17 protein-coding genes and 1 pseudogene are annotated in these 22,004 nt (G+C 68.1%); 11 read left to right on the top strand and 7 right to left on the bottom strand.

Going from position 1 to position 22,004, the window contains the following annotated elements; all coding sequences use genetic code 11:
* Nucleotides 1-116 precede the first annotated feature (116 nt).
* From JWQ81_RS40665 to JWQ81_RS40680, 4 genes are read left to right on the top strand one after another with little or no spacing between them, the layout of a single operon-like run.
* On the top strand, nucleotides 117-1,019 hold the full coding sequence (locus tag JWQ81_RS40665) for a DUF2520 domain-containing protein (RefSeq protein WP_297550428.1): 903 nt from the start codon (nucleotides 117-119) through the stop codon (nucleotides 1,017-1,019).
* Complete coding sequence (gene panC / locus JWQ81_RS40670) at nucleotides 1,019-1,933, top strand: pantoate--beta-alanine ligase (RefSeq protein WP_297550429.1); 915 nt, start codon at nucleotides 1,019-1,021, stop codon at nucleotides 1,931-1,933. Before JWQ81_RS40665 ends, panC begins: the two co-directional genes overlap by 1 nt.
* A 13-nt stretch (nucleotides 1,934-1,946) precedes the next feature.
* Nucleotides 1,947-2,444, top strand: a complete 498-nt coding sequence (panD, locus tag JWQ81_RS40675; RefSeq protein WP_297550431.1) for an aspartate 1-decarboxylase — start codon at nucleotides 1,947-1,949, stop codon at nucleotides 2,442-2,444.
* 46 nt (nucleotides 2,445-2,490) lie between these two features.
* On the top strand, nucleotides 2,491-3,285 hold the full coding sequence (locus JWQ81_RS40680) for a type III pantothenate kinase (RefSeq protein WP_297550434.1): 795 nt from the start codon (nucleotides 2,491-2,493) through the stop codon (nucleotides 3,283-3,285).
* A gap of 109 nt (nucleotides 3,286-3,394) precedes the next feature.
* On the opposite strand, the gene JWQ81_RS40685 is transcribed toward JWQ81_RS40680, so the two are convergent.
* On the bottom strand, nucleotides 3,395-4,168 hold the full coding sequence (locus JWQ81_RS40685) for a class I SAM-dependent methyltransferase (protein WP_297550436.1): 774 nt from the start codon (nucleotides 4,166-4,168) through the stop codon (nucleotides 3,395-3,397).
* A gap of 682 nt (nucleotides 4,169-4,850) precedes the next feature.
* On the opposite strand from JWQ81_RS40685, the gene JWQ81_RS40690 reads away from it, so the two are divergent.
* Nucleotides 4,851-5,198, top strand: a complete 348-nt coding sequence (locus JWQ81_RS40690; RefSeq protein ID WP_297550437.1) for an Lsr2 family protein — start codon at nucleotides 4,851-4,853, stop codon at nucleotides 5,196-5,198.
* Nucleotides 5,199-5,307: 109 nt separating this feature from the next.
* On the opposite strand, the gene JWQ81_RS40695 is transcribed toward JWQ81_RS40690, so the two are convergent.
* Nucleotides 5,308-5,925, bottom strand: coding sequence for a helix-turn-helix domain-containing protein (locus JWQ81_RS40695; RefSeq protein ID WP_366942379.1), 618 nt, complete (start codon nucleotides 5,923-5,925; stop codon nucleotides 5,308-5,310).
* Nucleotides 5,926-6,180: 255 nt separating this feature from the next.
* On the opposite strand from JWQ81_RS40695, the gene JWQ81_RS40700 reads away from it, so the two are divergent.
* The gene (locus JWQ81_RS40700; protein ID WP_297550440.1) at nucleotides 6,181-6,771 is read left to right on the top strand and encodes a TIGR03086 family metal-binding protein; all 591 of its coding nucleotides are present in this window, start codon (nucleotides 6,181-6,183) and stop codon (nucleotides 6,769-6,771) included.
* On the opposite strand, the gene JWQ81_RS40705 is transcribed toward JWQ81_RS40700, so the two are convergent.
* Nucleotides 6,768-7,601: a (2Fe-2S)-binding protein gene (locus tag JWQ81_RS40705; RefSeq protein ID WP_297550442.1), complete on the bottom strand. Its 834-nt coding sequence runs from the start codon at nucleotides 7,599-7,601 to the stop codon at nucleotides 6,768-6,770. The two genes, JWQ81_RS40700 and JWQ81_RS40705, sit on opposite strands and share 4 nt — an antisense overlap.
* A gap of 404 nt (nucleotides 7,602-8,005) precedes the next feature.
* Between JWQ81_RS40705 and JWQ81_RS40710 the strand changes: the two genes are divergently transcribed.
* The gene (locus JWQ81_RS40710; protein ID WP_297550444.1) at nucleotides 8,006-10,564 is read left to right on the top strand and encodes an ATP-dependent Clp protease ATP-binding subunit; all 2,559 of its coding nucleotides are present in this window, start codon (nucleotides 8,006-8,008) and stop codon (nucleotides 10,562-10,564) included.
* A gap of 109 nt (nucleotides 10,565-10,673) precedes the next feature.
* Nucleotides 10,674-11,723 (top strand): annotated as a pseudogene (locus tag JWQ81_RS40715) (Hsp70 family protein); the annotation flags it as partial.
* Between the two features lie 86 nt (nucleotides 11,724-11,809).
* Here the strand turns inward: JWQ81_RS40715 and JWQ81_RS40720 are convergent.
* On the bottom strand, nucleotides 11,810-13,252 hold the full coding sequence (locus tag JWQ81_RS40720; RefSeq protein WP_297550446.1) for a M1 family metallopeptidase: 1,443 nt from the start codon (nucleotides 13,250-13,252) through the stop codon (nucleotides 11,810-11,812).
* Between the two features lie 166 nt (nucleotides 13,253-13,418).
* Here JWQ81_RS40720 and JWQ81_RS40725 point away from each other — a divergent pair, with 166 nt between their 5' ends.
* Nucleotides 13,419-16,616, top strand: coding sequence for a BTAD domain-containing putative transcriptional regulator (locus JWQ81_RS40725; RefSeq protein WP_297550448.1), 3,198 nt, complete (start codon nucleotides 13,419-13,421; stop codon nucleotides 16,614-16,616).
* 66 nt (nucleotides 16,617-16,682) lie between these two features.
* Here the strand turns inward: JWQ81_RS40725 and JWQ81_RS40730 are convergent, their stop codons facing one another.
* From JWQ81_RS40730 to JWQ81_RS45195, 3 genes are all read right to left on the bottom strand, one after another.
* Nucleotides 16,683-17,489 (bottom strand): ABC transporter permease, encoded by an 807-nt coding sequence (locus tag JWQ81_RS40730; RefSeq protein ID WP_297550450.1) that lies wholly within the window; start codon nucleotides 17,487-17,489, stop codon nucleotides 16,683-16,685.
* A complete protein-coding gene (locus JWQ81_RS40735) occupies nucleotides 17,486-18,463 on the bottom strand; it encodes an ATP-binding cassette domain-containing protein (protein WP_297550452.1) in 978 nt (325 codons plus the stop codon). Before JWQ81_RS40735 ends, JWQ81_RS40730 begins: the two co-directional genes overlap by 4 nt.
* A 206-nt stretch (nucleotides 18,464-18,669) precedes the next feature.
* Nucleotides 18,670-19,443, bottom strand: coding sequence for a glycine-rich domain-containing protein (locus JWQ81_RS45195; protein ID WP_366942380.1), 774 nt, complete (start codon nucleotides 19,441-19,443; stop codon nucleotides 18,670-18,672).
* Nucleotides 19,444-20,463: 1,020 nt separating this feature from the next.
* Here JWQ81_RS45195 and JWQ81_RS40740 point away from each other — a divergent pair.
* Nucleotides 20,464-20,706, top strand: coding sequence for a PLP-dependent transferase (locus tag JWQ81_RS40740; protein ID WP_297550454.1), 243 nt, complete (start codon nucleotides 20,464-20,466; stop codon nucleotides 20,704-20,706).
* Nucleotides 20,703-22,004 (top strand): AMP-binding protein (locus JWQ81_RS40745; RefSeq protein WP_297550456.1); only part of this gene is annotated, 1,302 nt, incomplete at its 3' end. The genes JWQ81_RS40740 and JWQ81_RS40745, both read left to right, overlap by 4 nt.

A 22,004-nucleotide genomic window follows, 5' to 3' on the forward strand; every position in this document is an offset into this window, starting at 1 on the left:
CGCCTTGCACCCGGCATGAGAGCTACTGTCGCGCCGTCGTCCGGTACCCGTGCCGAGTAAGCGGGACTGGAACGAGTAAGGGAGTCTTTTGCCATGAGCGTTCCCCGAGGCCCGCGATGACGCGGCCCGCCCGCCTCGCGGTGGGGGTGGTTTCGGCCGGCCGGGTGGGCAGTGTGCTGGGTGCGGCCCTGGCCAGGGCCGGTCATTCGGTGACAGCGGCGTCCGGGCTGTCCGCGGCGTCGGTCCGGCGTGCCGACCAGTTGCTGCCGGGGGTGCCTCTGCTGCCGCCCGACCAGGTCGCGCGCGGGGCCGATCTGGTGCTGCTCGCGCTGCCCGATGACGCGTTGCCCGGCATCGTGCGCGGGCTGGTCGCGATGGATTCGCTGCGTCCTGGCCAGATCGTCGTGCACACCTCCGGGGCACACGGAATCGAAGTGCTCCGGCCCGCGATCGACGTCGGCGCGCTGCCGCTCGCGCTGCACCCGGTGATGACCTTCACGGGTCGGCCGGAGGACCTGGAGCGGCTGGAGTCCTGCAGCGTCGGGGTCACCGCCGAGGGGGACGACGAAGCCGCGTGGAACGTCGGCGAGGCCCTCGCGATGGAGATGGGCACCGAGCCGGTGCGCGTCCCGGAAGAGGCCAGGGCGCTCTACCACGCGGCCCTCACCCACGGCGCGAACCACCTGATGACCCTGGTCGCCGACTGCGCGGAGTTGCTGCGTGACGCCGGAATCGGCAATGCGGAGCGACTCATCGCGCCGTTGCTGTCGGCAGCATTGGATAATGTCCTGCGACACGGCGATCGCGCCCTCACCGGCCCGGTCGCCCGTGGCGATCTCGGTACCGTTCGCAAGCACCTCGAGGTGCTCGCCGAACGCGCTCCCGGGGTCGTGCCCGGTTACGTCGCATTGGCCAAACGCACGGTCACCCGGGCGTCCGGCGCCGGGCTGCTCAGCACCGACGCCGCCGAAGAACTCACCGAGCTTCTCGACGAGCCCGCCAAAGGAAAAGAACCCTGATGACCACCCCGAAATTCACGCGTGGCACGCTGAACACCTTTCAGCCGCCCGACGACATGCACCGCGTGACCGGTGCGCTACGGGCCGTCGGGCGGAAGATTTCGCTGGTGCCCACGATGGGCGCGCTGCACGCCGGGCATCTGGAGTTGCTGCGCCGGGCGAAGCGGATCCCGAACGTCGTCGTTGCCGCGTCGATCTTCGTGAACCCTTTGCAGTTCGGCAAAGGCGAAGACTTCGAGGCCTATCCCCGGCCGCTGGAAGACGATCTGAACGCTCTTTCCGAGGCAGGCGTGGAATTGGCCTTCACGCCGAAGGTCGGGGACCTCTACGCCGAGGGCGCCGCGGTGACGCTGCACCCGGGTCCGCTCGGTGATGAGCTCGAAGGCGCGGTCCGGCCAGGTCATTTCGCCGGAATGCTGACCGTGGTGGCCAAACTGCTCAACATCGTCCGCCCGGACTACGCTTTCTTCGGGGAGAAGGACTACCAGCAACTGGTCCTGATCAAGCGGATGGTGAAGGACCTCGATATCGACACCCATATCGTCGGGGTGCCGACGGTGCGTGAACGGGACGGACTCGCGTTGTCCTCGCGCAACGTCTATCTGTCGGCGGAACAGCGGGAGGACGCGGTCGTGCTTTCGGCCGCGCTGACCGCGGGCGCCTACTTCGGCCGGGAGGGGGCCGAAGCGGTGCTCGATGCCGCGAGGCGCACGCTCGCCGCGAAACCCGGAGTCGCGGTGGATTATCTGGAGTTGAGGGGAACCGATCTCGGGCCGGCGCCCGTCGATGGGGAGGCGAGGTTGCTGATCGCCGCCCGGGTGGGGAGCACCCGGCTGATCGACAACGTGCCAGTGCTGCTCGGTGCCGCCGTCGAGCACGGCGCGGTGCCGGAAGACTTGGACGCAGGGGAATAAGGGAGAGTCCATCATGTACCGCACGATGTTGAAATCGAAGATCCATCGGGCCACAGTGACCCAGGCGGACCTGCACTATGTGGGTTCGGTGACCGTCGACGAGGACCTGATGGAGGCCGCCGACCTGCTCGCGGGGGAGCAGGTGTCCATAGTGGACATCACCAACGGCGCGAGACTCGAGACGTATGTAATCGCCGGTGAACGCGGCAGCGGGGTGCTCGGCATCAACGGGGCCGCGGCCCATCTGGTGCACCCGGGCGACCTCGTCATCCTGATTTCGTACGGCCAAATGGACGAAGCCGAGGCGGCGGCATACCAGCCGCGCATCGTTTTCGTCGACGCGTCGAACCACGTCAAGGAGAACGGCACCGACGCCGGCTACGCCCCCGAGGGGTCGGGTCTGCTCAGCGGGACGGTCATCATCCCGCGCGACGACGACACGGCCACCTTCCCGGTCGCCGAGACCGTCGACGCGGCCCGGCTCGACGCACTGCTGCACGCAGAGGGCTGACTTGGCCCACCCGTCTCCCGCCACCACCCACCACGGAGGTCACTGCGTGCCCGCCGGCCTTCTCCTAGCCATCGACGTCGGCAATACCAATATCGTGCTCGGGTTGTACACCGGTCAGGACGAGACGGCCGAACTGATCGGTGACTGGCGCATGCGCACCGACGCGCGCATGACGGCCGACGAGCTCGCGTTGACCATCCGGGGCTTGCTCGGTGCGCACGCCGACGAGGTCACGGGAATCAGCGCGCTGTCGACCGTGCCCGCGGTGTTGCGTGAGCTGCGGACGATGCTCGGGCGGTACTACGCGGGGGTGCCGAAGGTCGTTGTCGAGCCAGGGGTTCGCACCGGCGTCCCGCTGCTCGTCGACAACCCCAAAGAGGTCGGCGCGGACAGGCTGGCGAACACCCTCGCCGCGTTCCACCTGTACAAGACCGCGTGTGTGGTCGTCGATTTCGGCACATCGACCAACGTCGACGTGGTTTCGGCCAAGGGCGAGTTCCTCGGCGGGGCCTTCGCGCCGGGTATCGAGATCTCTGTGGACGCGCTGGCCGCCAGGGCCGCCGCGCTCCGCAAGGTGGAACTCGTGCCGCCGCGGTCGGTGATCGGCAAGAACACCGTGGAATGCCTGCAGTCGGGCATCCTGTACGGCTTCGCCGGCCAGGTCGACGGCCTGGTCAAGCGGATCGTCGCCGAGCTCGCCCCGAACGGCGAGCCGGTCACGGTCATCGGGACCGGCGGGCTCGCCCCGCTCGTGATCGGCGAGTCCGAGACCATCAGCGAGCACGTCCCGGACCTCACCCTGCTCGGCCTCCGGCTGGTTTTCGAACGCCGCTCGCGTTAGCTGGCTGGTGTTCCCTCGGGGCCATCTGATGGCGGCCGCCGCACTGGCGTTGAACGCCACAAGGGTGGCCCCGAGGGGTCTTTGGAGCCACCCCTAGAGTCGCCCCCAGTCAGCGGCGGGTGGCGCGGAGGGACATCGTCTGGAGCGGGAGGTCGAACTCGCCCGCCGAGGTTTCCGGCTGTGCGGCGAGGTACTCCGCCATCTGACGCCGGGTTTCCGCCGCGTCCGCGGGGTCCGCCACCAGCATGTGCGACTGCGTGGAGACGGTTTCGACCAAGGTTTCCGCGGTCCGCCGGTGCGCGTGGGGAAAGGTCGACTCCTCGAACGGGCCGAAGGCGGGGCTCTCCGGCATCCCGGACTCGTGGCGCGTCCAGCTCGCGCTGGCGGCGGTCTGGGTCAGCGATTTGAACCCGGCGACCCACGGCACCGACTCGTCGTCGCGGTTCCACAGCGCGAGCAGGACGCCACCCGGCCGGAGTACTCGGGCTATTTCCGCGAGTGCCTCGTCCACGTCGAACCAGTGGAACGCCTGGCCGACGAAAACGGCATCCACGGAGGCGTCCGGCAGCGGAATCCGTTCGGCCTGGCCTTCGAGCGCGGTGACCGAGGGGAGCAGCCGCGACAGTTCCGCGAGCATTCCGGTGTCCGGTTCCACCGCGGTGACGTCGAGCCCCAGCTCGACGAGTCCGGCGGTGAGCTTGCCCGTGCCGGCCGCCAGATCCAGCACGATCTTCGGTGCCGGCGTGACGGCGTCGAGTGCCCATCGCAATGCCGCTACCGGGTAATCGGGGCGGTGCTCGGCGTAGGCGGCCGCTTGCGCGCCGAATGAGCCCGCCCGCCTGGCCCGCAGTTCCTGTTCGGATTCCATCGTGGGTTCGTTCACCAGGCCCACCGTAATACGGTGAATTTCCGTCCGGCAACGCCTTGGTGGGTATGCCCGAAATCCCCCTATACCCGGCTCGAGGACCCTGATCAGCCCCGGTCCCCGCCGCCCCAACTGCCCCCGCATGTATCGCTGAGCGTATCGGCCCTTACCCGGTAGTGGTGTGTAGGGGTGCCCATTGGCGGTCTTTCGGGCGAGTCCGCCGTCGGTATCTCCGAACGATCACGATCATTGGAAACGTCGCGTGCTACTCCGGCCGGTGGTCCCCGGACCTTTCCCGTAGCGGGTGGTGGTGGGTCGGTCGGTGGGTCCCCGGTCGGCCGCCGTTGTCATTTGTTCGTGATTTTCCATGCGAAACATACCCGCTGACCAGGCAGTATCGGGCCGGCTTCGATTGGCGCGGAAGTGGGACCGCGGTGAAGGTGATAGGAACCGATGCTCGGCCGATGGAGATTTTCCGCGTGCGCTCGAGTACGGAATGTCGCCGAACCGGAGATGCCGGAATGGGCTATCGGCAGCATGCCGATGCCGGTCCGGCCCCTATAGGTTCGCTCGAAGTAACCCCAATCGAGATTTGCGTTATGGTGGGACAGGGGGTATTAATGTCTTAGGCAATGGCTTCTGTCCCGGGGCATGCCCCGTACCCAGATCATTCGAGCAAGCCCCAAGCAGGAGGAAACTGATGGCACAGAAGGTGCTCGTCTCACTCGTCGACGATCTCGATGGCACCGAAGCCGAGGAGACCGTCGAGTTCGGTTTGGACGGCGTGAGCTACCAGATCGATCTGTCCACCGACAACGCCGAAGAATTGCGTGACGCGCTCGCCCAGTACGTCGAGCACGCCCGCCGCGCCGGTGGCCGCAAGCGTGCCGCCGTGCGGCCCACCGCCAAGGCCGCCGCCCGTCCGGCGACCGTCGACCGCGAGCAGAACCAGGCCATTCGCGCCTGGGCCAGGAAGAACGGCTTCGCCGTCTCCGACCGCGGACGCATCCCGTCCGAGGTCGTCGAGGCCTACCACAAGAAGAACTGACTTCCGGACACAGAACGCAAGTTGCAGGAAGCCGTCGGGTATTCGCCCGGCGGCTTCTTTCATGGGCGGCGCACAGCTGCAGGTTACAGATTCATGTCGGCACCGGTGTTCACCGTTCCTCAGCGCCCAGCCTGTGGTATCCGGCCGGTGAGATTCCGGCGATCGCGGTGAAATCACGAGTGAAGTGGGACTGGTCCGTATAGCCCAGTTCGGCGGCCAATCGCGCGTAATCGAGCTCGGCCGCCGAGGCGATCCGCTGCGCGGCCTCGTTGATCCGATAGACGCGAATCGCCCACTTGGGACCGGTCCCCACGTGCTCGGCGAACAGTCGTTGCAATGAGCGAGGGGTCGCACCGGTCCGCGCACTCAACTGGTCCACCCGGATAATTGCGGGATCGGCCGCGATGATCTCCATCGCGTCGGCCGCCCGCCGAGTGGCCGCACCGGCGACCGGCACATTCGCACACAGCAACTCGTCGGCTATCGCCACCATTTCTTCGTCGCGGGCGGCGTGAACAGAATCGACGAGTCCGGCCCCCGATGTGCCGAAGATCTCATCCAGTCCGATGTGTCGATCCACGATGGTGGACACCGGCCGCCGCAGGAATGGCCGGAAACAACCGGGCCGGAACCGCACGCCGAGACCTTGGTCTTGATCTTCGACGACATAGCGGAACGGGACATGGGCCGGTCCGAATACGCCGGCCGCTTTTCGGAACAGGCTCACCGTCACCGCGAGGTTGGGCAGTACCCGTTGTTCGTGGGGGTGGCTGTCCGCGCAGGTCCCAGCGCAATATCCAGTAGTAGTCGACGAACTGCCGAAGTGCGGGCGCCGGCGCGTGGCGCGAGAGGGAGAACTTCGTCTCGGCCAGTCGCTGGTTCACCACGCCCCGGGGTATTCGGCCCATAGGTGCAGATTATGGGGTGTGGAAGTGACGGTTTTGTGCAATACAGCCCGCCCGTTTCGTGTCGTAATGAACGCATGGCTGACCTGTACTCGACCCTGTACCCGGCGCTGACCTCCGCCGCACGTGAGTTCACCGTTCTTGTCCGCACGCTCGAGCCGGACGAGCTGACTGCCCGGACCCCGTGTTCCGAGTACGACGTCCGAGGCCTGGTGAACCACCTTCTCTACTGGGGGCCCGCGCTCGAGGCCGCCGCGAGGAAGCAGGACGTGCCGGCCGTGACCCCGGCCGGAGAGGCCGAGGCCGACTTGGTGCACAGCGATTGGGCGTCGATACTCGTGCGGCAGGCGGACGCCTTCGTCGACGCCTACAGCGCGCCTGAGGCGTGGCAGGGCACGTCGACGATGGCCGGGCTCCCGGCGGCGACGGTCGGCGCGATGATCCTGATGGAGTTCGTGCTGCACGGCTGGGACCTGGCCCGGGCGACCGGCCGCGACCTCACCGTGCCCGGCGACGTCGTGTCCGCCACCCACGACGGCGTCGCGGGCATCGCCGAGCAGGCGAGGGGCATGGGCATCTTCGGGCCTGAGGTGCCGCTCCCGGTCTCGGCATCCCTGTTCGACCGCACCCTTTCGTTGTCGGGCCGAGACCCCGCCTGGGTGCGCTAGGGCTTGGGGCAGGTGCGGGGGCAGCCGTCGCAGAGGTCTTCGGACGGCAGGAGATACGAGAAGCAGCAGCTCTCGCGGCGCCTGGTCCACTCGCGGTGTCCGGCGGCGTCGGTGACGACGCGCAGGGTCGACGCCGACGTCAGGGGGGCGTAGCGGGTCCCGAGGACGAGCGCCGCGTCGGCGACTCCGGCGCCTTCGGTCTCCGCCGTACCGCCCTGCTTGCCTGCCCACCAGAGGCAGTTGTCGAGCGCGTCGGTGGCGCCCGCCCACAGCATCCGCTTGCCGAGCCGGCTGGTCGGGGCGTACGCGCGGACGAACTCGGCGGCGTGCGCGATGTAGCGGGCGCGCAGGACGGCGGCGAGGGCGTGTTCGTCGGGGACGACGGTGGCTTCGGGCAGTGCCGAGCCTGGGTCGGTCGGAAGGCAGTAGAACGCTTCACCCAAAACGGCCATCGCGACCGGGTGCGGACGGTCTTCGCCGAGGCGGAACGCCAGCTCACCGGGCCGCAGCGAGGGCACGCGCCGCTCGTGGTGCAGCAGCAGGGCTCCGACGTACGCGGGGACGTGGAGGTACCAGGACATGACGTATCCGGCGGTGGTGCGGGCCGGGGAGTCTCCGTGGCGCTCGTGCAGCCAGCCGCCGAGCGTCTTGCGCCACGTGTCGAAGCGGGCGGGGTCTTCCAGCAGGTCAGAGCACCGCTGCCAGCCCTCACCGCCCGGCATGTCGAACCGGAGTTCGCCGCGCGACTGGAGTCCCTCGACCCGGCCGAGCGACGCGGCGAGGCCGTCGCCCACGTCACGGGCGTCACGGAAGGACCGCTGGTGGTTCACGGCGGCCCTCCTCACTTCGTGACCTGCGCGACCGCGCGTCCGTCTGCACGTCCGTGTTGTGCTTAGGCCTGCCTTACCTTACAGAAGGTGCGGCATTCCGCCAATCGGGTGGCCGAAGGGATGATTCCCGGGTTTTCCCGAGTGTTCGCGGTGAGCGGACAAGGCCGGCCGGGCGGAATCCGGATGCTCCTCGCCACGTTCTTCTTGACGTAAACATGCAGCGCAACCGGATGATGGACGTGTACTGGACGAGGAGAACGACCAGGCCGCGATCGGACCGCAATCAGGCGTAGTGGTACGCCGGTGCTGCCGGTTGGCTACTACAGTGGTCCTACGGTGCTGAATCCATCGCGGTGAAAGCACGACGGAATCGGACCGCCGGCGCAGCAGTCGAGGGAGTGCAAATGTTCGAAAGGTTCACCGACCGCGCGAGGCGGGTGGTCGTCCTGGCCCAAGAAGAGGCCAGGATGCTCAACCACAATTACATTGGCACCGAGCACATCCTCCTGGGTCTGATCCACGAGGGTGAGGGTGTCGCCGCCAAGGCGCTGGAATCACTGGGCATCGCGCTCGAGGGCGTACGCCAGCAGGTGGAAGAGATCATCGGCCAGGGCCAGCAGGCGCCGAGCGGGCACATCCCGTTCACGCCGCGGGCCAAGAAGGTGCTGGAGCTGTCCCTGCGCGAAGCGCTGCAGCTCGGCCACAACTACATCGGTACCGAGCACATCCTGCTCGGGCTGATCCGTGAGGGTGAAGGCGTCGCCGCACAGGTGCTCGTCAAGCTCGGCGCGGACCTGAACCGGGTGCGTCAGCAGGTGCTGCAGCTGCTCTCGGGCTACCAGGGCAAGGAGCCCCAGGAGTCCGGCAGCGGGCGCGGTGAGGGCACGCCGTCCTCTTCGCTGGTGCTCGACCAGTTCGGCCGCAACCTGACCGTCTCCGCCCGCGAGGGCAAGCTCGACCCGGTCATCGGGCGCGGCAAGGAGATCGAGCGGGTCATGCAGGTGCTCTCGCGCCGCACGAAGAACAACCCGGTCCTGATCGGCGAGCCCGGCGTCGGCAAGACGGCCGTCGTCGAGGGCCTTGCCCAGAACATCGTCAAGGGCGAGGTGCCCGAGACGCTCAAGGACAAGCAGCTCTACACCCTCGACCTGGGTTCCCTGGTCGCCGGTTCGCGGTACCGCGGTGACTTCGAAGAGCGCCTCAAGAAGGTGCTCAAGGAGATCAAGACCCGTGGCGACATCATCCTGTTCATCGACGAGCTGCACACGCTCGTCGGCGCGGGTGCGGCCGAAGGCGCGATCGACGCGGCCTCGATCCTGAAGCCGATGCTCGCCCGCGGTGAGCTGCAGACGATCGGTGCGACCACGCTCGAGGAGTACCGCAAGTACATCGAGAAGGACGCCGCGCTGGAGCGCCGCTTCCAGCCGATCCAGGTCGGCGAGCCGTCGCTCGAGCACACGATCGAGATCCTCAAGGGTCTGCGCGACCGCTACGAGGCGCACCACCGCGTGTCGATCACCGACTCCGCGCTGGTCGCCGCGGCCACCCTGGCCGACCGGTACATCAACGACCGGTTCCTGCCGGACAAGGCGATCGACCTGATCGACGAGGCGGGCGCCCGGATGCGCATCCGCCGGATGACCGCTCCGCCGGACCTCCGCGAGTTCGACGAGAAGATCGCCAACGTCCGCCGGGACAAAGAGTCCGCCATAGACGCTCAGGACTTCGAGCGTGCGGCCCGCCTTCGTGACGAGGAGAAGACCCTCCTCGGCCAGAAGGGCGAGCGGGAGAAGCAGTGGAAGGACGGCGACCTCGACGTCGTCGCCGAGGTCGACGAGGAGCAGATCGCCGAGGTCCTCGCCAACTGGACCGGCATCCCGGTGTTCAAGCTCACCGAGGAGGAGACCACGCGTCTGCTCCGCATGGAGGACGAGCTGCACAAGCGGATCATCGGCCAGGAAGACGCCGTCAAGGCCGTCTCCCAGGCGATCCGCCGGACCCGTGCCGGTCTGAAGGACCCGAAGCGTCCGTCGGGCTCGTTCATCTTCGCCGGCCCCTCGGGTGTCGGTAAGACCGAGCTGTCGAAGGCGCTGGCCGGCTTCCTGTTCGGCGAGGACGACGCGCTCATCCAGATCGATATGGGTGAGTTCCACGACCGGTACACCGCTTCGCGGCTCTTCGGTGCCCCTCCGGGCTACGTCGGCTACGAAGAGGGCGGCCAGCTGACGGAGAAGGTGCGTCGCAAGCCGTTCTCGGTGGTCCTGTTCGACGAGATCGAGAAGGCGCACCAGGAGATCTACAACACGCTCCTGCAGGTGCTGGAGGACGGTCGGCTCACCGACGGCCAAGGCCGCACGGTGGACTTCAAGAACACCGTCCTGATCTTCACCTCGAACCTGGGCACTTCGGACATCTCGAAGTCCGTGAGCCTCGGCTTCTCGAGCGGCAACGAAGGTGTCGCGAAGTACGAGAAGATGAAGCAAAAGGTCAACGAGGAGATGAAGAAGCATTTCCGGCCGGAGTTCCTGAACCGGATCGACGATGTGATCGTCTTCCACCAGCTGACCAAGGACCAGATCATCCAGATGGTCGACCTGATGATCCAGCGGGTGGAGAAGCAGCTCAAGGCCAAGGACATGGAGATCGAGCTCACCGACAAGGCGAAGGCGCTGCTGGCCAAGCGCGGCTTCGACCCGGTGCTCGGTGCCCGTCCGCTGCGTCGCACGATCCAGCGCGAGATCGAGGACCAGCTGTCCGAGAAGATCCTGTTCGGCGAGGTTGCGCCGGGCCAGATCATCCTGGTGGACGTCGAAGGCTGGAGCGGCGAGGTCGAGGACAAGGACGACCAGGCGCACTTCACCTTCCGCGGTGAAGTCAGGCCGACCGAGATCCCCGACGCCCCGCCGGTGAGCATCGGTGCCGCCAGCGGCAGCGATGACTCGGGCGAGGTCGAAGGCGACTAAGCACTAGGTACGAACACGAAGGCGGCTCCCATCCGGGAGTCGCCTTCGTGGCGTTTAGGGCCTGTTTGACCGTGTGAGACGATGGCCAAAATTCCTGAGGGGGAACATCTTGGACGTCCTGGCCGTCGATCTCGGTACTTCGACCACGGTGGCGACAATCGCGGCACACGGGCAGGAAGCCAGCGTGCTCGAGGTGGACGGTTCGGCGACGATGTCGTCGGCCGTGTATGCCGACAAGGACGGCACGATCGTCGTCGGGCGGGACGCCGAGCGCCGCGCGAGGCTGGATCCGAGCCGGTTCGAGCCGAACCCCAAGCGCCGGATCGACGAGGGTTCGCTGCGGCTGGGCGAAGGCGACGTGCCGGTGGTCGAACTGTTCGCGGCGGTGCTGCGGCGGGTCGGCGAAGAGGCCGAGCGTCGGCTGGGCCGTCCGGCCGGGCAGCTCCGGATCTCCCATCCGGCCAACTGGGGCGGTGAGCGTCAGGCCGTCCTCAGGGATGCGTCGGTCAGGGCTGGGCTCGGTGTGGCGCCGGTGCTCGTCCCCGAGCCCGTCGCGGCCGCGGCGCACTACTCTTCCGGTGCCGTTCGCTCGATGGCCCCGATCGCGGTCTACGACCTCGGGGCCGGCACTTTCGACTGCGCCGTGGTCGGCTTCGGCGAGCGTGGACTCACCGTGCTCGCCGAAGCGGGCCTGCCGGACCTCGGCAGCCTCGACATCGACCGCGCGCTGATGATGTACATCGGCCGCGAGGTGTCGCATTCGGACCCCGCGCGGTGGCAAAGCATCCTCCGCCCTAAGACGGTGTCGGACCGGCGAGTGCGCCGGGCCCTGCTGCAGGACGTCCGTGATGCCAAGGAAAGCCTGTCCCGACACCTGCGCACGGACGTCCCGATGCCCGAGCCGTTCCCGGACGTCCCGGTGACCAGGGCCGAGCTGGAAGCCTTGGTGCGTCCCGGTTTCCTACGCAGCGCCGAGCTGTTCGCCGCGACGATCCAGCGGGCAGGTCTGGCGCCGGCCCGCCTCGGCGGCATCTACCTCGTCGGCGGCCCGAGCCGGATGCCGCTGCTGGCGACGTTGCTGGCACACCAACTCGGCATCGCGCCGACCACCCAGAACCAGCCCGAGAGCGCCGTCGCTTTCGGCCTCCACCAGGTGCCGCTCGGCGTTCCCTCGGGGCCACCCCAGTGGCGTTGAACGCCACGAGGGTGACCCGGAGGGGTCCGTGACGTGACCCGCCTCCCCGCTTACGCCGTGGGCTTGAGGGTGCCGGGGTAGAGGTAGGCGGGGGCGGGCTTGGTGTTGCCGTAGAACCACGCGTCGAAGAATCCCTTGAGGTTCTGGTGGGAGATCTTCTCCGCGTACGCCTGGAACTCGGGCAGGCTCGCGTTCCCGTTGCGGTGCAGGGCCGGCCACGTCTTCAGCACGAAGTCGAACGCCTTCTCGCCGATGGTGTTGCGCAGTGCGTGCAGGGCCAGCGGGCCCTTGGCGTAGACGGCCGTGAACTCGTTGCCCGGGCCCATGTCGTAGAGCTTGCCCGACCAGAAGTTGTCCGAGGCCGTGGCGACCTGCGAGAGGTACCGCGCGTTGAGGTCCTTGCCGTCCTTGGCTTCCGACCACAGCCACTGCGCGTACGACGCGAAGCATTCGTTCAGGCAGACGTCTTTCCATTTGTCGACGGCCACGGTGTCGCCGTACCACTGGTGGGCGTTCTCGTGCACGATCGTGCCGACGTTGCCGGCCCGGCCGGAGTAGATCGGGCGGCTGAGCGTCTCGAGCGAGAAGCCGATCGGCTCGGCCAGGAAGATCCCGCCGGCCGCGTCGACGGGGTACGGCCCGAACTTCGACGACAGGAAGTCCAGGATCTCCGGCAACTTCGCCTCGGCGGTCTTCGTGGCGTCCGGCGTTCCCGGTGCGTACGCGCTGACGACGGGCGTGCCGTTGGCCAGCCGCGAACGCTCGAACTGCCACTTCTCGATCGCGACCGTGGTCATGTACGGCACCGCGGGGGTGTCCTCCGCCCAGAAGTGGGTGGTGCCGTTGGCGGTCTTCGTGGTGCCGCGCTCGCGGCCGTTCGCGATCACGCCCCACTCGTCCGGCACGGTGACCGCGAGGTGGAAGGTCGCCTTGTCCAGCGGGGTGTCGTTGACCGGGTACCAGGTCGACGCCGACTTCGGCTCGCCGGCGGCGAACGCCCCACCGGACGCCGAGTACTGCCACCCGTTGTCGCCCAGCAGCGGATCGCTGATCGGTTCGGGCACGCCGTGGTACTGGATCCTGGCGTTGAAGACCTCGCCTCGGCGCAGCACGCGGGACGGGGTGATCACCAGTTCGTGGTCGCCGGTGCGGGTGAACGCGGCATGCCGGCCGTCGACGTCGATCGAGTCGACGGTCAGGCCGCTGAAGTCGAGGTCGAACGAGCTCAGCGACTGGGTGGCGCGGGCGGAGATCCGCTGCGTCCCGATCAGCTGCTTCGTGGCCGGGGTGTAGTTGATCGCCAGGTTGTAGTCGGCGACGTCGTAGCCGCCGTTGCCGTCCTGGGGGTAGTAGCTGTCGCCGGCTCCGTCGGCGCCAGGCGTACCGCGGTTGAACCCGGCGTCGGCTCCGGCCACACCGGTGCCGAGGCCGGCGCAGGCGAGAACGGCCACGAAGACCGTTGTCAGGCGGCGCCGGTGATGGCGGGTTGTCATGGTTGCTCCCAGGGTGAGTCTCGGCTGCAGAAGGCGGCTCAACGTAACGCGCGAGCTGGGCACTTGTGCGCGTAATGGGTGATTTGTCCTTAAAGTCCCCACTTCAGTCTGCCCGGTCGGACGCATTGCGCGTTCGGCGGTGCGCTCGGTCTGGAAGGCTGGACAGGTGCGGGTATCAGTGCTCGGTCCGGTCCGGCTGCTGGACGACGACGGCACGCCGGTCGACATCGGCGGTGCCCGCTTGCGCATGCTCCTGGCCAGGCTGGCGCTCGACGCCGGCCGCGCGGTGTCCAGCGACGCCCTCGTCGACGGCCTGTGGGGCGCGCAGCCGCCTGCCGACGCGAGCAACGCGTTGCAGTCGCTGGTGTCGCGGCTGCGGAAGGTTCTCCGCGAAGCGGGCGCGACCCTCGAAACCACGGCGACCGGATACCGGCTCGGACTCGACGTCGATCAGGTCGACGTCCACCGCTTCGAGGTGCTGGCCGCGCGTGGTCGCGGCGAGTTGGCGGCCGGCCAGTACGCCGAGGCGTCCAAGACCCTCCGCGAAGCGCTCGCGTTGTGGAACGGAGACGCCTTCGCGGACGTGTTCGACGCGCCGTTCGTACAGGTGCCGGCCGCGCGGTTGGCTGAGCTGCGGCTACGGGCGTCGGAAGACCGGTTCGAGGCCGAACTGAGCCTTGGCCGGCACGGTGACGTCCTCGCCGACCTCGACTCCGCCGGCTTGCGGTCGCCGCTCAGGGAACGGCTGGCGGGGCTGCGGATGCGGGCATTGTCCGCGGCCGGGCGGCAGTCGGACGCGCTCGCGGTCTACGGCAGCCTTCGCGAGACGCTGTCCGACGAACTCGGTCTCGATCCGTCGGCCGAACTCCAGGAGACGCATCTCGGCGTTCTGCGCGGCGACCTGCCCAGACCCGTGCCGCAGCCGGTCGTGGTGGACCACCTGCCGGTACGGCTGACCAGCTTCGTCGGTCGTGAGGATGAGCTCAAACTGCTCGGTGAACTGCTCGAAGGCTCACGCCTGGTGACACTGGTTGGGCCCGGCGGTGCTGGAAAGACCCGCCTGGCCACCGAAACCGCGGCGCGACTGCCCGTAGCCGACCGCGGCCGCGTTTGGTTCGTGGGCCTCGCCGGCGTCCGGGATTCGAGTGACCTCGTCACTGCCGTCTCGACCGCGCTCGGCCTGCGGGACCTCCGGCTTGTCGATGCGAACGCGGCGCGGTGGACGGCTGCCGACGCGTTGGACAGGCTGGTCGAGGTGTTCGCCGCGGGCGAACCGGTGCTGGTACTGGACAACTGTGAACATCTGGTCGGCGCGGCCGCTTCGCTGGTCCACGAGTTGATCACCCGCGTTCCGCGGCTGCGTGTCCTGGCCACAAGCCGGGAACCGCTGGCGATCGACGGCGAGACGTTGTGCCCGCTCGGCCCGCTGGAGGTGCCCCGAGACCAGATGTCGGTCGCGGAAGCCGTCGGGCTGGGCGCGGTGCGGTTGTTCATGGACCGTGCCAAGGCGGTCCGGCCGGGTTTTCTGCTCGACGAAGCCAGCCTGGTGCCCGTGACGGAGATCTGCCGTCGGCTGGACGGGATGCCGCTCGCGCTGGAACTGGCCGCCGCGCGGCTGCGCTCGATGACCGTCGGCCAGATCGCCCACCGGCTCGACGACCGTTTCCGCCTGCTCACGTCCGGCAGCCGGTCCGCGTTGCCGCGCCAGCGCACGCTGCGTGCCGTCGTCGAGTGGAGCTGGGACCTGCTCGACGAACCGGAGCGAGTGCTGGCTCGCCGCTTGTCCGTCTTTCCCGCCGGTGCCAAGGTTCCCGCGGTCGAGGCGGTCTGCGCGGATCAGCGGGTCCCCGTCGAAGACGTGCTTTACGTGCTCGGTTCGCTCGTCGAGAAGTCCATTGTGGACGCGGTGACCGACGAACACGGCGAGCCCCGGTACCGGATGCTGGAGACGATCCGCGTTTATGCCGACGAGCGGCTCGGCGAGGCAGGCGAGCGGGCGGCGGTTCAAGCCGTCCTCGCGCGCTACTACGTCGACCTCGTGGAGCCCAACGAACCGCTGCTTCGCACCGGCGGGCAAATGTCGGTGATCAGCTGGTTCGACACCGAGTACGACAACCTCGTGGACGTCCTGCGCCGCGCCATCGACTCGTCGGATGTCGAAACGGCGTACCGGCTGACCGGCTCGTTGTTGTGGTACTGGCTGATCCGCGGCAACCACGCTCAGGTCAACGAGTTCGTCGCGGCCGTCGTCGCGTTCGGCGACCAGGTGCCACCCGCCGCGGCCGCCGGGTTCGCTGTCATCAAGGCGATGGACTTCACCATGGTGCCGAGCCTGACGACAACCGATACGGCCGCACTGATCGAACAGTGTGTCCGGACGGGGGCCTTCGACGAATTTCCGGGTCTCACCATCGCCGTGCCGATGTTGGCGTTCTTCTCCCGGGATGTGGAACTGGCGGCGCGCGAGGTGCGGCGGGCACTTGCCGGTACCGACGCCTGGTCGCGGGCCGCGGCGCATTGGGTCGAGGGTTTCCTGCTCAGCGACGCGGGCGATCGGGCCGGAGCCGAGCAGGCCCGCAAGGACGCGCTGGCCGGGTTCGAAGCCGTCGGTGACCGGTGGGGCATGGCGATGACCCTGGCCATGTACGCGGACGAGCTTTCCCATGCGGGCCAAGGCGAGGAGGCGATCCGCGTCTACCAGCGGGGGTTGGCGCTGGCCGCCGAACTCGGTTCCGAGGACGACATGATCCAGCAGCGGTGCCGATTGGCCATGGAGCGGTCCCGTGCCGGCGATCTGGCCGGGGCGGCCCGGGAGCTGGTGGAGGCTGACGCTGTCGCCCTGCGAAGCAGGAACCCGCAGCTGCGAAACATGATCATCTTCGGCAAGGTCGAACTCGCCCTGATGTCCGATGAGCTCGACGTCGTCCGTGAACTGATCGGCCGGATGCGGGTGTCCATCCACGGCCTTCCGTTTTCGGCGGAGATGGCAAGCGAGTGGGTCGCGCGATACGAGGGGAGGCTGGCCATGGCGGAGGGCAGGCTCGACGACGCCGCGTCCCAGTTCGCCAGAGCCGTACAGTCCATTTCGGACCGACGGGACCTGCCGGATCTGGCAGAGCTGGCAGAATTGCTCGGCCGGCTTCGCCATCTGCAGGAGGATTCCGAAGCCGCGGCGACCCTGCTCGGGGTCAGCCAGGTCATGCGTGGCGCGTTCGATCACGGAAACCCGAACCTGCGTGCGCTGGTCGCCGAACTCACCACGGAGTTGGGTGACCAGCGCTACGGCGAGCTGTTCGAGCGGGGCTCGGCCCTGTCCAAAGAGGACGCCGCGCGGTGGTTGCTGCGCGACGCCGGCCTTGGATAGTGTTTCCTCAGGTACCACGCTCGTGAGTGTGCCGGCCGGTGAGAACCGGCCTGGTGCTTCACGAGTTCAGACACGCCTCCGGTAGGCCCGCATCGCGAGTGGGAAGAACACCGCGACGATACCGGCCATCCAGGCCAGTGTCCCGAACAGCGGGCCGGCCACCGCGCCACCGTTCATCAGGCCGCGTGCGGTTCCGGCCATCAGGCTGACCGGGTTGATGTCGGACCAGGCCCGCAGCCAGCCGGGCATCGTGCTCGACGGGACGAACACGCTGCTGCCGAAGGTGAGCGGCATGACGACCACGAACATCAAGCCCTGTACCGCTCCCGGTGTCTTGACCAGCATGCCGACGAACACCGCGATCCAGCAGAAGCACATCCCGAACGCGAGCAGCAGGGCGATGGTGACCACCAGCGACATGGCGTCGGTCTGGATCCGGTAGCCCATGAGCGTCGCCACGACCATCAGGACGACCATGCACACGGCGTAGCGCACCAGGTCGGCGATGACGGCGCCGACCAGCGGTGCCGACCGGGCGATCGGCATGCTTCGGAACCGGTCGAACACGCCCTTGTTGACGTCGGTGTTCAGCGCCACCCCGATGGTCATACTGGCCTGCAGGATGTTCATCGCCATCACCCCCGGCACGACGACCTGCAGGTACTCACCGGTGTTCCCGGAGATCGCGCCGCCGAAGATGTAGACGAACATGACCAGGAAGATGATCGGCATCAGGGTGACGTCGGCGAGCTGCTCCGGGTTCTTCCGGATTTTGATGATGCTTCGCCAAGCCAGGGAAAGCCCGTGCTGCAAGGCTTTCGCCGGAGTGATGTAGCGCGGTGACGCGGGTGCGTCGAGTGTCATGGTGGTCATGCCAGGCTCCTTTCGGGCTGGGGCTCGGTTTCGTGCTTGCCGGTCAGCGCGAGGAAGACCTCGTCGAGGCTGGGCAGGCGCAGGGCCAGTTCGTCGGCGACGATCCCGGCGTCGTCCAGTTTCCTGACCAAAGTGGACAGCAGGATCGGGTCGGACGCCGGTACGGTCAGCAGGCCGGTGTCGTTGTTGCGGGCCGGCTTGAAACCGGTCAACTCGCCGAGGATGCGGTCGACGGTGTCGAGGTCGCCGAGCGAACTCGGCCGCACCTGCAGTGTCTGCCCCCCGACTCGCCGCTTCAGCTCGTCGGACCGGCCGTCCGCGACCACCAGGCCGTGGTCGAACACGGTGATCCGGTCGGCGAGCTGGTCGGCCTCCTCCAGGTACTGCGTGCAGAGCAGGATCGTGGTGCCCTCCGCCACAAGCGCCCGGACAATGCCCCAGACCTGGTTACGAGAGCGCGGGTCGAGGCCGGTCGTCGGCTCGTCGAGGAACATCAGCTCCGGCGTGACGACGATGCTGGCCGCGATGTCGAGCCTGCGCCGCATCCCGCCCGAGTAATGCTTGACGAGCCGGCCCGAGCCCTCGGTGAGCCCGAAGGCATCGAGTAGCTCGGCGGCTCGGTCCCTGGCCGCGGGACGCCTCAGTCCAAGGAGGCGCCCCAGCATGATCAGGTTCTCGCGACCGGTGAGATCCTCGTCAACCGACGCGAGCTGGCCGGTGAGACTCACAGCTGCGCGAACGGCGTCGGCCTCCTCCACGATGTCGTGTCCGAGGACCCGAGCGCTGCCGGCGTCGGGGCGGATCAAGGTCGCCAGCATGCGAATGGTCGTCGTCTTGCCGGCGCCGTTGGGCCCGAGCACGCCGTAGACGGAGCCGGCGCGCACCGCCAGGTCCACGCCCTCCACGGCCCGGGTCGCACCGAACGACTTGACGAGGCCGGTGGCCTCGATGGCGAGAGGGGAGTGTGCTGTCATCGGCCTCCTCGGACTGGGACTCGTCGTGCTGAGGAACATCCATTCTGGAGACGGGGTGAAAGCCCCAAACTCATCGCCAGGTCTCGCCAGATCAAAGTAGCGGAAAAGCAGCAGCAAGCAACCGGTCGATTGACATGCCGACGGCGCCAGTCAACTCGGGCGTGCATGCCGCGCGCACCCTGTGATCGACTGCTCCCGGCCGGGATTTAGTCGAGCGGTGTGATCGCGATCATGCCCGGTACGCCCATCAACCCGGGAGCCGATGGCTGGGCAGCCTCTCCACCTGCCCCGCCCGCACCTGCGAATCCAACGGGACCACCCCCGGCGCCACCGGCGCCGGAGCCAGGATTCGGGATGCAGAACGGCCACGGCTCACCAACCCCTCCGGGCGCACCGGCCTGCAACGTCGTGCCCATCACTTGGAGGGAGGAGTTGACGGTACCTGATCCTCCAGCCCCCCCTGTCGGGTTCTTGCAGACACCAAGACCAGCAGCCGTGCCACCGCCGCTCCCGCCAGTCGCGGTGACGAGAGGTTTGCCGTCGGAAGACGCGAACACACTGGTCTCCCCGGCCTTTCCGTTCACGGCATCCGGGGACGCCTCCGTACCGCCGGCGCCTCCCGCCCCGACCGTCACGCTATAGACAGAGGCGGGCATGACCGGTACAAGCGCTCGAACATATCCACCCTGGCCCCCGCCCCCGCCGCCGGCGTTGTTTCCAAAGCCGACCCCCCCCGCCGCCCCCGCCGCCCCAGGACTCCACGAGGACGCGGCTGGCAGCAGGGGCGGCCACGAACTTGCCGCTCCTCCGGAACACGGAGACTCCGGGCCCGGCCGGACCCTGCGGACCTGCCGGACCACGCTGTCCGACCTGGTTCCAGGACAGGGCGGTCTCGTTGGAGTCGCAAGCCTGCCCCTTGGACGGGTCGACGACCCGCAAGGTGCCCTGGCTCGCCCCGATGATTGGTGGAAGGGCTCCACCGGCCTTGTTCAGGTAGCAGCCACGAATAACGCCATTCGACTCAGGAATGGTGGCATAGGCCACGGTTCCTGCGAGGAGGGCGGCGAACCCGGCGACACCCAAGAACGCGCCGACCTTCTTGCCTCGTCCCAACCCAAGCCCCCGCCAACGCGACATCCGTGTTTCTCCTTTCTCCTGCTTCCCCTGCGATGTCCCCAGCTCAGGTGCGATGGGAATGGCTGGTTCAAGGATCCTTGGCTTCAGGCGGTCATTGCAACGACTCGCCGAGGTGCTCCGCTGTCAAGGCCGGCCGGGGATCAGGGAACGCCACGCCAGAGGCCGGTTCAGAGGCTTCGAGATGGATCGCAAGAATCTCAAGCGCAACGGTTGAGGGACCGATAGATTCCACGAAGACCAGGGGGCGCTCCGTCATGAGTGGGTCCGCCGGAGGTAGCGGAGCGCGTGGAGTCCATCGGGAAAGCTGGAGAGATCATTGCGACTGCGTCTGATTGAGCCCCGGCTCCGTGTGAGTTGCCCGTGAAAGTGCGTCGGATCTGGAGGCGTCCCGAGATTGGGCTCAGTGGGCGTCATTTGGCTCTGGAGATTGTGGCATGGGCGATGGGGTTCCTCGCCAGTGCAGCGGTCGCTGTCGGGAACGGGGGCCTGGTGCGAATCACTGCCGCCGCGTTCCTCCTCTGGGTAGCGACTCCGAATCTGGCCTTGTGCCTACGTGGCGTGGTCCGTGATCACCACCGGCCCGGAGAGTAGGCGGCGAGGCTGGGCGTCCATCAGCTGTAAAGCGGTGCCGAGCGGTCTGGGCGGGTCAATGGCCTTGGGGGTCCGAGCACGGGCCAACTGCAATTGTCTCTGCGAACGGGGGTCTGGGCTCAGAGGGTAATCGCTCAACGGACAGCCTGGGCTATCTCGGTGGGCCTACGGTTCCGGTGGAAGCGTCCCAGTCGTGCGGCATGGCCCTCCTTCCGCCCGCGAGAACGCCCGGTACCCGATTGAGTATGGTGAGCAGTCATGGAGACTCGGGCGTGAGGTTCGAGACCAGGGCCATCCACGTGCGCCGGGACCTCGGCGGGGTCAAGGGCACGAGCCTGTTCTTCCTCGGCAAATCGCTCCGCGGGATCGAGTCGCTGATCGAGCTCCCCGCCGCGATGACCCATGCCACTATCGCTGGCTCTCCGTTCGGGGTGTCCGAGAACCTCATCCGCCTGCCGGTGGGCATCGAGGCGGTCGAGGCCCTCCTCGCGGACCTGGCCGCGGGCTTAGGGTGACGAGCTCGCCGCACGACGCCTTCCTCCGGGCCCGCGACCTCCTGCTGGAGCTGCGGACCGACTACGAGGCCGCCTACCGGAAGTTCCGCTGGCCCGAGCTGGGGCACTTCAACTGGGCCCTCGACTGGTTCGACACGGTGGCCGCCGGCAACGACCGCCCCGCCCTCCGGGTGATCGAGGAGGACGGCCGGGAGACCCGGCTCTCGTTCGCCGAGCTGGCGGCGCGCTCCAACCGGGTCGCCAACTGGCTCCGCGACCTGGGGATTCGGCGCTTCGACCGCGTCATCGTCATGCTCGGCAACCAGGTCGAACTCTGGGAGACGATCCTCGCCGCGATCAAGCTCGGCGCGGTCCTCGTCCCGGCCACCCCGCTGCTGGCGCCCGCCGACCTGCGCGACCGCGTGGACCGGGGCGCCGCCCGCCACGTCGTCGTCCGCTCCGAGGACTGCGGCAAGTTCGCCGAGGTGCCGGGCGACTACACGCGGATCGCGGTCGGGGCACCGGCGGCGGGGTGGGAGCCCTACGACGATGCGGCGGGCGGGGCGGCCGCCTTCTCGCCGTCGGGAGAGACCGCGGCGTCCGACCCGCTGCTGCTCTACTTCACCTCGGGGACGACGGCACGGCCCAAGCTCGTCGAGCACACGCATGCCTCCTACCCGGTCGGCCATCTGTCGACGATGTACTGGCTCGGCCTACAGCCGGGGGACGTCCACATGAACGTGGCCTCACCGGGATGGGCCAAACACGCCTGGAGCTCGCTGTTCGCGCCCTGGAACGCCGAGGCCACCATCCTCGTCTACAACTTCGGCCGCTTCCGTGCCCCGGGGGTGCTGGACGCGGTCGTCGAGGGCGGGGCGACGACGCTCTGTGCCGCGCCCACCGTGTGGCGGATGCTGATCCAGGAGGACCTGGGCGGCTGGCGGGTGGGCCTCCGGGAGGCGGCGAGCGCCGGGGAGCCGCTGAACCCCGAGGTCATCGAGCGGGTGGAGCAGGCCTGGGGCATCGTGGTGCGCGATGGCTACGGCCAGACCGAGACCACCGCCCAGGTGGGCAACCCACCGGGGCAGCCGGTCAGGCCCGGGTCCATGGGCCGCCCGCTGCCCGGGTACCGGGTGGAGCTTCTCGACCCCTCAACCGGTGAGCCGGGGGACGAGGGCGAGATCGCGCTCTCGCTTTCGCCGCGCCCGCTCGGCTTGATGACCGGCTACAAAGACCAGGGATCCCGCCTTGCCGCGGAGGACCGCTGGTACCGCACCGGCGACGTCGGCGTCCGGGACGCGTCGGGCTTCATCACCTAC

It is taken from the genome of Amycolatopsis sp. (assembly GCF_025464955.1).
In the GTDB taxonomy this organism is placed as follows: Bacteria; Actinomycetota; Actinomycetes; order Mycobacteriales; family Pseudonocardiaceae; genus Amycolatopsis.